The sequence below is a fragment of the Vicinamibacterales bacterium genome, from assembly GCA_036496585.1.
Lineage (GTDB): Bacteria > Acidobacteriota > Vicinamibacteria > Vicinamibacterales > 2-12-FULL-66-21 > JAICSD01.
On record DASXLB010000028.1, the window covers coordinates 1 to 12,782 of the forward strand.

9 protein-coding genes are annotated in these 12,782 nt (G+C 67.7%); 8 read left to right on the forward strand and 1 reads right to left on the reverse strand.

Features of this window, described 5'->3' with window-relative positions; all coding sequences use genetic code 11:
- Positions 1–142: 142 nt before the first annotated feature.
- From purH to VGI12_08750, 7 genes are all read left to right on the forward strand, one after another.
- Positions 143–1,738 carry a bifunctional phosphoribosylaminoimidazolecarboxamide formyltransferase/IMP cyclohydrolase gene (purH, locus tag VGI12_08720; GenBank protein HEY2432746.1) on the forward strand — a complete coding sequence of 532 codons (1,596 nt, stop codon included), beginning with the start codon at positions 143–145 and terminating at the stop codon, positions 1,736–1,738.
- Between the two features lie 31 nt (positions 1,739–1,769).
- Positions 1,770–3,392: a glycosyltransferase family 39 protein gene (locus VGI12_08725; protein HEY2432747.1), complete on the forward strand. Its 1,623-nt coding sequence runs from the start codon at positions 1,770–1,772 to the stop codon at positions 3,390–3,392.
- 76 nt (positions 3,393–3,468) lie between these two features.
- Positions 3,469–4,338 (forward strand): hypothetical protein, encoded by an 870-nt coding sequence (locus VGI12_08730; protein HEY2432748.1) that lies wholly within the window; start codon positions 3,469–3,471, stop codon positions 4,336–4,338.
- A 36-nt stretch (positions 4,339–4,374) separates the two neighbouring features.
- Entirely contained in the window at positions 4,375–5,406 is a 1,032-nt protein-coding gene (locus VGI12_08735; protein ID HEY2432749.1) for an ABC transporter permease, read from the forward strand.
- A gap of 44 nt (positions 5,407–5,450) precedes the next feature.
- A complete protein-coding gene (locus tag VGI12_08740; GenBank protein HEY2432750.1) occupies positions 5,451–6,500 on the forward strand; it encodes a substrate-binding domain-containing protein in 1,050 nt (349 codons plus the stop codon).
- The gene (locus VGI12_08745) at positions 6,497–8,026 is read left to right on the forward strand and encodes a sugar ABC transporter ATP-binding protein (protein ID HEY2432751.1); all 1,530 of its coding nucleotides are present in this window, start codon (positions 6,497–6,499) and stop codon (positions 8,024–8,026) included. Before VGI12_08740 ends, VGI12_08745 begins: the two co-directional genes overlap by 4 nt.
- Before the next feature lie 139 nt (positions 8,027–8,165).
- Positions 8,166–10,433, forward strand: a complete 2,268-nt coding sequence (locus VGI12_08750) for a glycoside hydrolase family 3 N-terminal domain-containing protein (protein ID HEY2432752.1) — start codon at positions 8,166–8,168, stop codon at positions 10,431–10,433.
- 24 nt (positions 10,434–10,457) lie between these two features.
- Here the strand turns inward: VGI12_08750 and VGI12_08755 are convergent, their stop codons facing one another.
- Positions 10,458–11,444: a nitrilase-related carbon-nitrogen hydrolase gene (locus VGI12_08755; protein ID HEY2432753.1), complete on the reverse strand. Its 987-nt coding sequence runs from the start codon at positions 11,442–11,444 to the stop codon at positions 10,458–10,460.
- A gap of 31 nt (positions 11,445–11,475) precedes the next feature.
- Between VGI12_08755 and xylA the strand changes: the two genes are divergently transcribed.
- Entirely contained in the window at positions 11,476–12,621 is a 1,146-nt protein-coding gene (gene xylA / locus VGI12_08760) for a xylose isomerase (protein HEY2432754.1), read from the forward strand.
- Positions 12,622–12,782: the final 161 nt, after the last annotated feature.

Consider the following 12,782-nt stretch of genomic DNA (forward strand, 5'->3'; position numbering starts at 1 on the left):
GCATCGTACTTTTCCTGCCTTGCAATGGGCCTGAACATAAAAAAAGACCGCGAGTGCGCGGCCTCGGCTTTCGACGCTGGCCCGCCAGCGCCGTGGAAATACTAGCCGCCGTTACACGGATGTGTCAAGAAAAACGCCTGCCATGCGCGCCATTCTGAGCGTCTCCGACAAAACCGGACTGACGGCCTTCGCGGGCGGTCTCCTCGGACGCGGCGTCCAGCTGGTGTCGACGGGCGGCACCGCGACCGCGCTTGCCGCCGCCGGACTGCCGGTGACCAACGTCTCGGATGTCACCGGCTTTCCCGAGATGATGGACGGCCGGGTGAAGACGCTGCACCCGAAGATTCACGCCGGCATCCTCGCGCGCCGGCACCGCCCGGACGATCTCGCCGCCCTTGAAGCGCACGGCGTGACGCTCGTGGATCTGGTCGTCGTCAACCTCTACCCGTTCGAGACAGCCGCCCGCGATCCCGAAACGCCGTTCGACGAGCTGGTCGAGCAGATCGACATCGGCGGCCCGTCGCTGCTGCGCGCCGCCGGCAAGAATTTCCGCGACGTGCTCGTGGTCGTCGATCCGGCTGACTACCCGCGCGTCCTCGACGAGATGGATCGCGACGGCGGGCCGTCGCTGGCGTTCCGCTTCGAGCTGATGCAGAAGACCTTCGCGCACACCGCGACGTTCGACTCGCTGATCGCCCAGACGCTGAAGACGATCTGCCTCGAGGACGGCGGGTTCGTCCGCGGCGGCGCGGTCATGAAGGGAAGCCCTGCCGCCACGCCGACGCCGCTGCGCTATGGCGAAAACCCTCATCAGAAAGCCGGCTGGCTGCAATCGGCTGCGCCGGGCACTCCCTCTGAATGGAAGGTCCATCAGGGCAAGGAGCTGTCCTACACCAACCTGCTCGACCTCGACGCGGCGCTGCGCATCGTCCTCGAATTCGGCGAGCCGGCCGCGGCCGTGATCAAGCACACCAATCCGTGCGGCACGGCGACCGGTGCGACCATCTCCGACGCCTACGTCCGCGCCCGTGACGCCGACCCGCTGTCGGCGTTCGGCGGCATCGTCGGGCTCAACCGGCCGATCGATGCCGGCACGGCGCGCGCCATCACCTCGACCTTCATCGAGGCGGTGATGGCGCCGGCCATCGACGAGGACGCGCGCGAGATCCTGGCGAAGAGGACGAACCTGCGCGTGCTCACGACCGATTTGGACGGCTTCCGTCACTCGGGAGAGGAGATGCGCTCGATCCTCGGCGGCATCCTCGTACAGGATCGCGATCACGTCGTCGAGGCCCGCGATCCCTGGCCTCCCGAGTCGCTCCACGCCCAGCCGCCAACCTCGATCCGCGTGGTCACCAGGCGCCAGCCGACCGCCGACGAATGGGAAGCCTTGCGCTTTGCCTGGCGTGTGTGCGCGCACGTGAAGTCGAACACGATCATCTTCACTGGCAGGGATCGGTCGCTCGCGGTCGGCGCCGGGCAGATGAGTCGCGTCGATGCCGTCAAGGTCGCGGTGATGAAGGCGGCCGGCGGGCAGCCGCCGGTGTCGTTGACCGGGAGCGTTGTCGCCTCCGACGCGTACTTTCCGTTCCGCGACGGGCTCGATGCGCTGGCCGACGCCGGCGCCACCGCCGTCGTGCAGCCGGGCGGGTCGGTCAGGGATGCCGAAGTCATCGCCGCCGCCGACGAGCGCGGCCTGGCGATGGTCTTCACGGGGCGCCGTCATTTCCGGCACTAAAGAGCCCGGGCGCGATCGACGGATTGCGCTCGTGCTGTGGGTTCTGGTCGCCGCCGGCGCAGCCGTCTATTTCGTGGCCCTCGGCAATTCGACGATCTGGGATGCCAACGAGGCGTACTACGTCGAAACGCCGCGCGAGATGCTCGAGGCCCACGATCTCGTGAATCCGTCGTTCAACTACGAGCCGCGGTTCAACAAGCCGGTCCTCAGCTACTGGATGGTGGCCGGCCTCTACCGGCTGTTCGGCGTCTCGGTCGGCGTGCAGCGCCTCGGGATCGCGATCGGGGCGATACTCATCGTCCTCAGCGCGTACCTGATTGCGGCGCGGTTCGACGATGAGGCCGTGAGCCCGCGTCTGCGGCTGGCGGGCGTCTGGGCCGCCGCCGGGCTTCTCGCCACGCCGCGGCTGCTGATGTTCGCCCGCCGCATCTACATCGATATCTGGGTCGCGGCGTTCATGGCGCTGACGCTCGCGTTCTTCGCGATGAGCGAAGCGGACCCGCCGCATCGGCGCCGCTACCTCGTGCTGATGTACGCGGCGGTCGGCCTCGGCGCGCTGACCAAGGGGCCCGTGGCGATCGCGCTGCCCGGCCTCGCCTTCGCCGTCTATTTGATCGCGCGCCGAGAGCTGTGGCGCGTTCGCGAGATGATGCTGCCGGCCGGCATCCTGATCGTCGCCGCGATCGTCGTGCCCTGGTACGGCGTTCTCTACGGGGAGCATGGCTGGACCTACATCCGGTCGTTCCTCGTGACTGAAAACCTGGAGCGCTATACCGAAGGGGTCGGCGTGCGGCTTCACCGCGGCCCGCTCTTCTACCTGCCGGTGGTGTTCAGCGACACGTTCCCGTGGTCGATGCTGCTGCCGATGGCGGCATTCGCCGCGTGGCGGTCGCGCACGCGGATCGAGACGCTGCTCTGGTGCTGGATCGTGGTGATCGTCGGGTTCTTCTCGTTTTCCGCTGGCAAGCAGGATCTTTACATCTTTCCTATCGCGCCGGCGGTGGCGGCGCTCGGCGGGATGGCGGTCGCGCGCGGCCTTTCGGACCCGCGCTGGCGCAGGTGGCTGCTCGGCAGCCTGGCGGCGGCCGGCGCGCTGCTGGCCCTCGCCGGGGCGGCCGTGCTGGTGGTTTTCGGCGGCGGCGGGCGCGTCTATGCCCTCGAGGCCGCGGTCGTGGTCGGCGTCGTCGGCGTGCTGGGGGGAGCCACGGCGTTGCTGCTCGCCTTGATGCGGCGTCCCGCGGCGGCAGCCCTCGCGCTGCTCGGCGCGATTGTCGGCATCAACTGGGTCTTCGTCGTAGGAGTGTTACCGGAGTTCGAGCGATACAAGCCGGTGCCGGGATTCAGCGCGGTGCTGCGCGAGCGGCTTCAGCCGGGTGACGTCGTCGCGCATTACCAAGCGTCTTTGCCCAGCATGACGTACTATCTGCGGCGTCACGTGGACACCTATTTCGACGCCGATTCGTTCGTGCGTGCCGTGCAGGCGCCCCGGCGGGTCTACGCCGTGCTGTCGAGCGACGACTACCAGGCGCTCAAGGGGCGGCTCGGGACGACCTGCGTCGTCGATCGGCGTCCGACCTTCGACGTGAAGCTGGCGCGGGTGCTCGCGCGCGAGCCGTTGCCTGAATTGCTGCTGATTACGAACCAGTGCCGATAGTGCGCCTGCCGTTCAGCCGCCTCCGCTCGGGGAGGGCGCTGCGGCGCCTCACCACGTCTGCGCGCGGAAGCCCTCCGTGAGTGTGACCCGTTACGTCACCCTCGCCTACGGCAGCAACCCGGCAGTGTATCGCCAGTCGGTCATGATGCTGGTGTCGCTCGTAGCGTTCGCGCCGGAGCCGTACGAGCTGGTGGTCGCCACCGACCACCCGGACCGCTACGTGTGGTTCGGCACGCGCGTCGAGATCCAGTATCTCGATCCGTCTCTGCTGCGGGCCTGGCAGGGGCCCGAGCCGTTCTCGATGCGCCAGAAACTGATGCTGCTGCAGACGGCTTGGCCCGAGCGCGGCGCGATCGTGCTCGTGGACGCCGACGTGGTGGCGACGACGGATCTCTCGGCGTTCGTCGAAAGGCTGCACGCCGGCGCGGTGTTCATGCACAGGCGTGAATACACGCTGAGCCGGGCGCGCCGGCCAGGGCATCGCCGCGTCTGGAAGACGCTGCGGCGCACGCCGCTCGAAGGCCATACTTCCACGTCCGCGGACGCCATGTGGAATTCGGGGGTCGTGGGACTGGCGGCGGCGGATCGCGCGCTGCTCGACGAGGCGATCGCGCTCTACGAGGAGCTGGGGCGTGCCGGCTTCCGGCTGTTCGTGACCGAGCAGCTGGCCGAGGGGCTGGTGTTCGCCCGCAGCGGCCGCCTGCAGGCCGCCGATCCCTGGTTTGCGCATTACTGGGGCAATCGTCCCGGCTACGATGCCGAAATCGCCCGCCGGCTGGCGGACGTCTTTCTGGACGGGCAGTCGGTCAAGGATGCTGCGGCGGCCTATGCCCGGAATGGCATCGGCCTGCCCGTCGAGGTCCGCGCCACCCGCACCCAGAAGCTGCGGCGCTGGTTGAGGGGCCGGGGCGGCCCTGGCGGCGTACCGCCACGCTCGTCAGATTGACAGCGCGGGCCTGTCTACAGTCTCATCCTAGCGCGGATGTTCCGGAAACTCCTCGCCTCGCAGCAGGCCGGCCTGGTCGTCATCATCATTCTGCTCGGCGCCGTGCTGACGGCCTTCGCCGGCAGTCACGTCGACCGCCTGTCCGGGCACAGCGTCAACAACTTCCTCAACCCCAACACCCTCATCCAGGTTGGCACCGACGCGAGCTTCTTCGCGATCATGGCGGTTGGCGCCACGATCGTCATCATCTCTGGCGGCATCGATCTGTCGGTCGGCTCGGTCTACGCCCTGGCCGGCGTCGCCATGGCGATGGTGCTGCGGGCGCACTCGCCCGCGTCCCCGGCGGCGACGTTCCTGGCGGGTCTGACGGTCGCGGTCGGCGTCGGCGTCATCTGCGGCGCTTTGAACGGACTGATGGTCGTGGGCCTGCGCGTCCACCCGTTCATCATCACCCTCGGGACGATGTGGATCCTGCGCGGCATCGCCTTTGTCGCGAGCAGCGCCGAAAGCATCCTGGTGCCGCGGGCGCTGACCGACGTCGCCAAGGCCTCGCTCGGCCTGACCTCGTCGCTCTATCCGGTGCCGATCCTGATCATGGTGGCGGTGACGGCCGTCGGAGCCGTCTACCTGACGCGTACGGTGATGGGCCGGCACGTCTTTGCGATCGGCGGCAACCCCGAGGCGAGCCGCTTTTCCGGACTGCGCCTGCCGCGCATCCAGACCGGCGTGTTCGTGATTTCCGGTCTGACGGCAGGGATTGCCGCGTTCATCGGCGCCAGCTTCTACGGCTCGGCGTCCTGCGTCGACGCAACCGGCTACGAACTCTACGTCATCGCCTCGGCGGTCGTCGGCGGCGCCTCGCTGTCGGGAGGCAAGGGGAGCGCCATCAACGCCGCGCTCGGCGCACTGCTGATCGTGCTGATCCGGCAATCGATCCGCACGCTGCACTTCGATCAGAACTACGAGTGGATCATCATCGGCTGCGCGACCATCGTAGCCGTGGTCCTGGACCAGGCGTCGGCCCGGCTGGCCGCGCGGCGGCTGGCGGCGGCGGCAGGCAAGGCATGATTCGGGGAAAACAACCGCGTCTTTCGTCATGAGGAGCATCGATGGTGAACAGGCAGAAGTGGTCGGTGGTCGCCGGCGCCGCGCTGGCGTTGAGCGTCGCGGCGTGTGGCGGCGGCAACAGCGGAACGACCCAGCAATCGGCGCCGGCAGGCGGAACGCCGGCGGGGGCGAACAAAGGCGAACTGAAGATCGCCGTCATCGCCAAGAGCTCGACCAACCCGGTGTTTCTCTCGGCCCGTACCGGCGCCGAGGCGGCCGCCAAGGAGTTGTCGCAGCAGAGCGGCGTCCCGGTCGAGATCGCGTGGCTGACCCCTCCCGCCGAAGACGGTCAGGTACAGGCGCAGCGGATCGCCCAGGCGGTCAACGAGGGTGCCGGCGCGATTCTGATCTCCTGTTCCGACGCCGGCAAGGTGACCGGCGCGATCAACGACGCCGTCGGCCGCGGCGTGGCGGTGATGACGTTCGATTCCGACGCGCCCGAGTCGAAGCGCTTCGCCTTCTACGGGGTTGACGACATCAAGACCGGCAAGGCGGTGATGGACGAGCTCGCGAAACAGATGGGCGAGAAGGGCTCGATCGCGATCCTCGCCGGCAACCAGAACGCGCCGAACCTGCGCAAGCGCGTCGAAGGCGTGAAGGAGGCGGCGAAAGCCTACCCCAACATGAAGATCGTCGACACCTTCTATCACATCGAGACGCCGCAGGACGCCGCTGCGGAAGTGATTCGCGCGCAGAACGCCTATCCGCAAATCCAGGGCTGGGCGATGATCGGCGGCTGGCCCCTCTTCACGCCGACACTGCTGACCGATCTCGACGCGAGCAAGGTGAAGATCGTCTCAGTCGACGCGCTGCCGGCCGAACTCGCCTACGTCGACAAGGGGCTCGCGCCGGTGCTGCTCGCGCAGCCCGTGTATCAGTGGGGCTACATCGGTGTGAAGACGATTTTCGACAAAGTCCACAACGGCAAATCGGTTCCCGAGATCATCCCGATGGAGCTCGTGAAGGTGACCAAGGACAATCTCGGCACCTGGGCGCGTCAGCTCAAGGACTGGGGCTTCACCGACGTGAATCCCGACTACCTGAAGCGCCCGTGAGCGACGACGCTGCAGGCCGGAGCCTTTCGGGCCCGGCATCGCCCGCCGTCGAGTTCGACCGCGTCACCAAGCGCTTTCCCGGGGTGGTGGCGCTGCAGGATGTGTCCTTCGCGATCGCGGCGGGCTCGTGCCATGCCCTGTGCGGCGAGAACGGCGCCGGCAAGAGCACGCTCGGGAAGATCCTCGCCGGCCTCTACCGCGTCGACGGCGGCAGCCTGCGGGTATCTGGACGGACTGTCCGGTTCAGCGGCCCGCAGGCGGCGCTGTCGGCGGGCATCGGCATGGTGCACCAGGAACTGCTGTTCTGCGACAACCTGTCGGTGGCCGAGAATCTCTGTCTCGGTACGTTGCCGTCGCGCCGCGGTTTCGTGTCGCGCGCCGAGATGCTGGCGCGGGCGCAGCGGATGCTCGCGGCGATTGACGCGCCGCTGGACGTGCACAGGACGGTCGGTTCGTTGACCGCGGGGCAGCAGCAGATGCTGCAGATCGCGAGCGCGGTCGGCCGCGGCGCGCGGATCATCGTGTTCGACGAGCCGACGAGCAGCCTGTCGCAGCACGAGGCCGTGAAGCTCTACGAGCTGCTCGGCCGGCTCCGCGCGCAGGGGGTGACGGCGATCTATGTCAGTCACCGTATGGAGGAGATTTTCCGCCTGTGCGACACCGTGACGGTGTTGCGCGACGGACGCCACGTAGCCACGCAGCCGACCTCTTCGCTCGACGAGAAGACGCTCGTGCAGATGATGATCGGCCGTTCGCTCGAGGACTATCTGCCCAGCCACGTCCAGGCGCCGCCAGGGTCGGAGCTGCTGCGTGTCGAAGGGCTGTCGAGCCCCGGCAAGTTCCGTGACGTCTCCTTCTCGGTGCGCGCCGGCGAGGTGGTCGGCTTCGCCGGTCTCGTTGGCGCCGGCCGCTCCGAGGTGGCCACGGCGCTCTTCGGTCTCGATCCGAACGCCACCGGACGCGTCGCCGTGCACGGGCGCGCCGTGCCGCTTGGCGCCATCGACCAGGCGATGCGCAGCGGCATCGGCCTGGTTCCCGAGGACCGCAAGCGGCAGGGACTGGTGCTGTCGATGTCGGCCGGCAGCAACACGTCGCTCGTGATTCTGAAGCAGCTCGCCCGGTTGTCGTTCGTCAGACGCCAGGCGGAACGGTCGCTCGCGGCCGAGTACTTCGCCCGCCTCCGCGTGCGTGCGCCCGGCCCCCAGACCATCACCGCCGGCCTTTCCGGAGGCAACCAGCAGAAGATCGTGCTCGCGAAGTGGCTCGCCGCGCGGTGCGACGTTCTGATCCTGGACGAGCCGACCCGTGGCGTCGACGTCGGCGCCAAGGCGGAAATCCATGGCCTCATCGACGAGCTCGCGGCCTCCGGCAAAGGGGTGATTCTCATCTCCTCGGAGCTTCCGGAAGTGCTCAACCTGTCAACGCGCATCATCGTGTTGCGCGACGGCCGCATCACCGGCGAACTGCCCCGCAGCGAGGCGACGCAGTATGCGCTGATGCGGCTGATGGCTGGGATGGCGGCGTAGCCGGGGTCAGACCGGGGTCAGACCGGGGTCAGACCACCTTTGCTAAATCTTTGGTCCGCGAGCCTGCATGGTCCTGGCCCTGGGGTCTCTGCCGTTCGACATATACCGGATGGCCGGGTTCACGACTATGATGCGCGCGATGCGCGCACTAATTGCCATGGTTGCTTTCCTGGTCGTCGGCGTCCCACTTATCGCCCAGGGGCCAGGGACACCACCAGACAGCCAGGCTTTTCTCGATCAGAACGGGCGTGTCGCGCCTGTGAACGTCGACGCCGCAAAGATCCGCGCCCTCCTCGGCAAGATGACGCTGAAGGAGAAGGTCGGGCAGATGACGCAGCTCGAGATCGGCATGATCACGGACGGCGACGGCGAGGCCATCCGCATCAACCCCGACAAGCTGCACAAGGCGATCGCCGAGTATGGCGTCGGCTCGATCCTCAACGTCAAGGACCAGGCGCTGCCGCTGCCGAAGTGGCGCGAGATCGTCACGGCCATCCAGGATGAAGCGCGGAAGACGCGTCTCCGGATTCCCGTCGTCTACGGCATCGACACGATCCATGGTGCCAACTACGTGCGGGGCGGCGAGCTCTTTCCGCAGCCGCTCGGCATGGCGTCAACCTGGAATCCAGAGCTGATGATGCAGGGGAGCCACATGGCGGCCATCGAGACACGGGCCGCCGGCCTGCCGTGGAATTTCTCACCGGTGCTCGACGTCGGCCGCCAGCCGCTGTGGCCGCGGCTGTGGGAGACCTTTGGCGAGGACGTCCATCTGGTGACGGTGATGGGGGTGGCCGCGGTGCGCGGCTATCAGGGCGCGGATCCGGCAGCGGCTGACCGCGTCGGCGCCACGCTGAAGCACTACGTCGGCTACAGCGCGCCGGTGACGGGCCACGATCGGACGCCGGCCCTTATTCCTGACGTCCTGCTGCGCGAGACCTACCTGCCGCCGTTCGCGGCCGCGGTGCGCGCCGGCGCCCTGTCGGTCATGGTCAATTCAGGCGAAGTGAACGGTATCCCCGGACACGTCAACGGCCACCTCCTCAAGACCGTTCTTCGCGGCGAGATGGGCTTCGACGGAGTGGTGGTGTCGGATTGGGCCGATATCAAAAAGCTGGTCGATACCCATCACACGTCCGCCAACGAGCGGGACGCGACCCGCGATGCCGTCCTGGCCGGCATCGACATGAGCATGGTCCCGAGCGACTACGGCTTTCCCGACCTGCTGCTGGCGCTCGCGGAATCCGGCGCCGTGCCGCGGGCCCGCATCGACGAAGCGGTCACCCGCATCCTCACGATGAAGGCGCGGCTCGGGCTGTTCGACGACCCGCTGCGCGGGACGACGGCGGCCGTCGAAGCAGGATCGCCCGAAGCGCGCCGCCTCGCGCTGGCGGCCGCGCGCGAGTCGATCGTGTTGTTGAAGAACGCGGCCGGCGTGTTGCCGCTGGCCTCGTCGGCGCGCGTCCTTCTCACCGGGCCGACCGCCGATTCGCTGCTCGCGCTCAACAACGGATGGTCGCTGGTCTGGCAGGGCAACCGCAAGGACCTGTACCCGAGCGATCGTCCGACGGTCCGTGGCGCGCTCGACAAGGCGTTGGGCGGCCGCGTCACCTACGTGCCGGGCGCGGACTACGACACCGAGATCGACGTCGCGGCCGCGCGCGCCGCCGCCGCGCAGGCCGACGTCGTCGTTCTCTGTCTCGGCGAGCTCGCCTACGCCGAGACGCCCGGCAACATCGACGATCTCGAGCTGCCGGCGGCGCAGATCCGGCTGGCCCGCGAGGTGGCTGCGGCCGGCAAACCGGTGATCCTGCTCCTGCTCGAAGGGCGGCCCCGCCTGATTCGCAAGGTGGCCGACGCCGCGCAGGCGATCGTGCTCGGTTTGAATCCCGGCATCGAGGGAGGTCAGGCGATCGCCGACGTCCTCGTCGGCACGGTCAACCCGAGCGGAAAGCTGCCGATCACGTATCCGCGCGACCCGAATGCGCTCGTCCCCTACGACCACAAGGCGTTCGACGAACAGGACAAGTCGTTTCATCCGCAGTTCGAATTCGGCCACGGGCTGAGCTACACGACGTTCGCGTACTCCGGGCTGAGCGTCTCGCCAACCGGCGGCGCGCTCGCCGTCGCGACCGACGTTTCGGTGACCGTGGCGAATACCGGCGCTATTGCGGGCGCGGAAGTCGTCCAGCTCTACGTCTCGCAGAAGTCCGCGAGCGTGACTCCGCCGGTCAAGCGCCTCAAGCGGTTCGTCAAGGTCCCGCTCGCGGCAGGTGAGCGCCGCGCCCTCACGTTCCACCTGACGCGCGACGACTTCAGCTTCATCGGCCGAGACGGCACGCGCATCGCCGAACCGGGCAGCTTCACCGTCATGGTGGGCCCGCTGCGTCAGGACATCGCACGCAAGTAGCGCCGACAGCGGAGGACAGAAAGATCAGGGCGATCCGTGCTTTGCTTTCGCGATGCGCCGCAGGTTGGCTTCATACGACAGGGCTTCGGTGAGCGGCGGATATACGGGGCGACCGTAAATCGGGTACGCTTCGGTCCTGAGGTGCGAGAGCATGTGATGGCCGGCGCGGCTCTCGCGCTCGTGGCGCAGGGCCCCGACGTCGATGGGGCCGACGACGATGCGTTCGCCTGGTCCGGGCGAGGCCTCGACGACGAGGCGGCCATCGAAGTCGACGATCTGGCTGCCGCCCGGCCACGAGTAGGGCGGGTAGTGACGCAGCGACGCCCCTTGGTTCGCGGCAACCACGTAGGCGACGTTCTCGAGGGCGCGGCAGCGATTGACGACGGTCCACCAGTTCATGGGCTCGGTCGCGCCCCACGGGTCCATGTAGGCCGAGACCCGTACGAGGATCTCGGCGCCGTTCATCGCCAGCTGGCGGATCGCTTCCGGAAAGAGCCAGTCGTAGCAGATGGCGCAGCCGATGCGGCCGATCGGCGTGTCGGCGACCGGGAACAGCGGCTCGTCGTATCCCTCGAGGTCGTGCGGGCTGCTGTGCACCTCGTAGGGGATCCAGGGATTGACCTTACGGTACTTGTAGAGCAGGCCCTCTGGGCCGATCAGGCAGGTCGTGTTGAAGACGGCATCCGGCCACCGCGGGTCGGTCTCGATCATCGACCCGCTCTGCACGTAGACGCCGTGCTCGCGCGCTTTCGCGGCGAGCCGGTCGGTGTGTTCGTTGGGAATCGGGACGGCAAGCTTGTCGCGCAGCTCGGCGACGGTGGCAAAGACCGGCGCGGCGTGCGCGAACTCGGGAAACACGATCAGGCGGACGGGCAGGAACGGCGCGCTGCCCGCGACCGCGGCGTCGATCATCGCCAGCATCCGATCCGTGTTCGCGCGCATCGCCGCGCGATCGAGCGGGTTGGCGAAGTCGGTCTGGCAGGCGGCGGCGGCGTAGCGAAGCTGAGACACGCGCCATAGTACAACGCGAGAGGGACTCGGAATGTCCGACAACACGTTCACCTTTGGCCTCTGGACGGTTGGCAACCAGGGGCGCGATCCGTTCGGCGAACCGGTGCGCCAGCCGATCGCTCCGGATCGGATCGTTCATCTGCTGGCCGAAGTCGGCGCGATGGGCGTCAACTTCCACGACAACGATCTGATACCGATCACCGCGACGCCGGCCGAGCAGGACCGGATCGTCAAGGACTTCAAGAAGGCGCTCGCCGACACCGGACTGAAGGTGCCGATGGCGACCACGAATCTTTTCACCGACCCGGCGTTCAAGGACGGCGCCTTCACGTCGAACGACGCCAAGGTCCGCGCCTACGCCCTGCAGAAGACGATGAGATCGATGGACGTCGGCTACGATCTGGGCGCGCGCATTTACGTGATGTGGGGCGGTCGCGAGGGCGTCGAGTCCGACGCGACCAAGAGCCCGCTCGACGCCATCAAGCGGATGCGCGACGCCGTCAACTTCCTCTGCGAGTACGCGCGCGACCAGCACTACGACTACCGCTTCGCGCTCGAAGCCAAGCCGAACGAGCCGCGCGGCGACATCTACCTGCCGACGACCGGCGCGATGCTCGGTTTCATCGCCACGCTCGAACATCCCGGGATGGTCGGCGTCAACCCCGAGGTGGCGCACGAGCACATGGCCGGCCTCAACTTCCTGCACGCGATCGCGCAGGCATGGGACGCCGGCAAGCTGTTCCACATCGACCTCAACGACCAGGCGTTCGGCCGCTACGACCAGGATTTCCGCTTCGGCGCCAACAGCCTCAAGCAGAACTTCTTCGTCGTCAAGTTCCTCGAGGACGTCGGCTATCAGGGCAGCCGCCACTTCGACGCGCACGCCTACCGCACGGAAGATCTCGAAGGGGTCAAGGCGTTCGCGCGCGGCTGCATCCGCACCTACGAGTTGATGAAGGAGCGCGCCAGGAAGTGGAACGCCGATCCGGAGATCGCGGCGATCCTGGCCGATCTTGCGACGACGGACGAGCCGGACTGGGCGGCAGACAAGTACACCGCCGAAAAGGGGAAAGCCCTGAAGGCGAAATCGTACGACCGTGTCGCGCTCGGCGGGCGCGGCCTCGGGTACGAGCGGCTCGACCAGCTGACGGTCGAGATCCTGATGGGCGCGAGATAGGCGGCGGCGCGGATCAGGATCACGGTTGCGCGTGCGCTGCACGAGCGTGTGCCGTCGAGGGGATTCCCGCCGCACTCGAATGATCGTCGCGCATGGCTGTCATTCGCGCGACGACTTGCCGGCGTCCCGACGTTTTTGATGTCGATGACGAGTGGGGTACT

Coding starts and splice junctions, on each gene's coding strand:
- xylA (HEY2432754.1), top strand. CDS start 11,476: ATGTCCGACAACACGTTCACCTTTGGCCTCTGGACGGTTGGCAACCAG.
- VGI12_08750 (HEY2432752.1), top strand. CDS start 8,166: ATGCGCGCACTAATTGCCATGGTTGCTTTCCTGGTCGTCGGCGTCCCA.
- purH (HEY2432746.1), top strand. CDS start 143: ATGCGCGCCATTCTGAGCGTCTCCGACAAAACCGGACTGACGGCCTTC.
- VGI12_08735 (HEY2432749.1), top strand. CDS start 4,375: ATGTTCCGGAAACTCCTCGCCTCGCAGCAGGCCGGCCTGGTCGTCATC.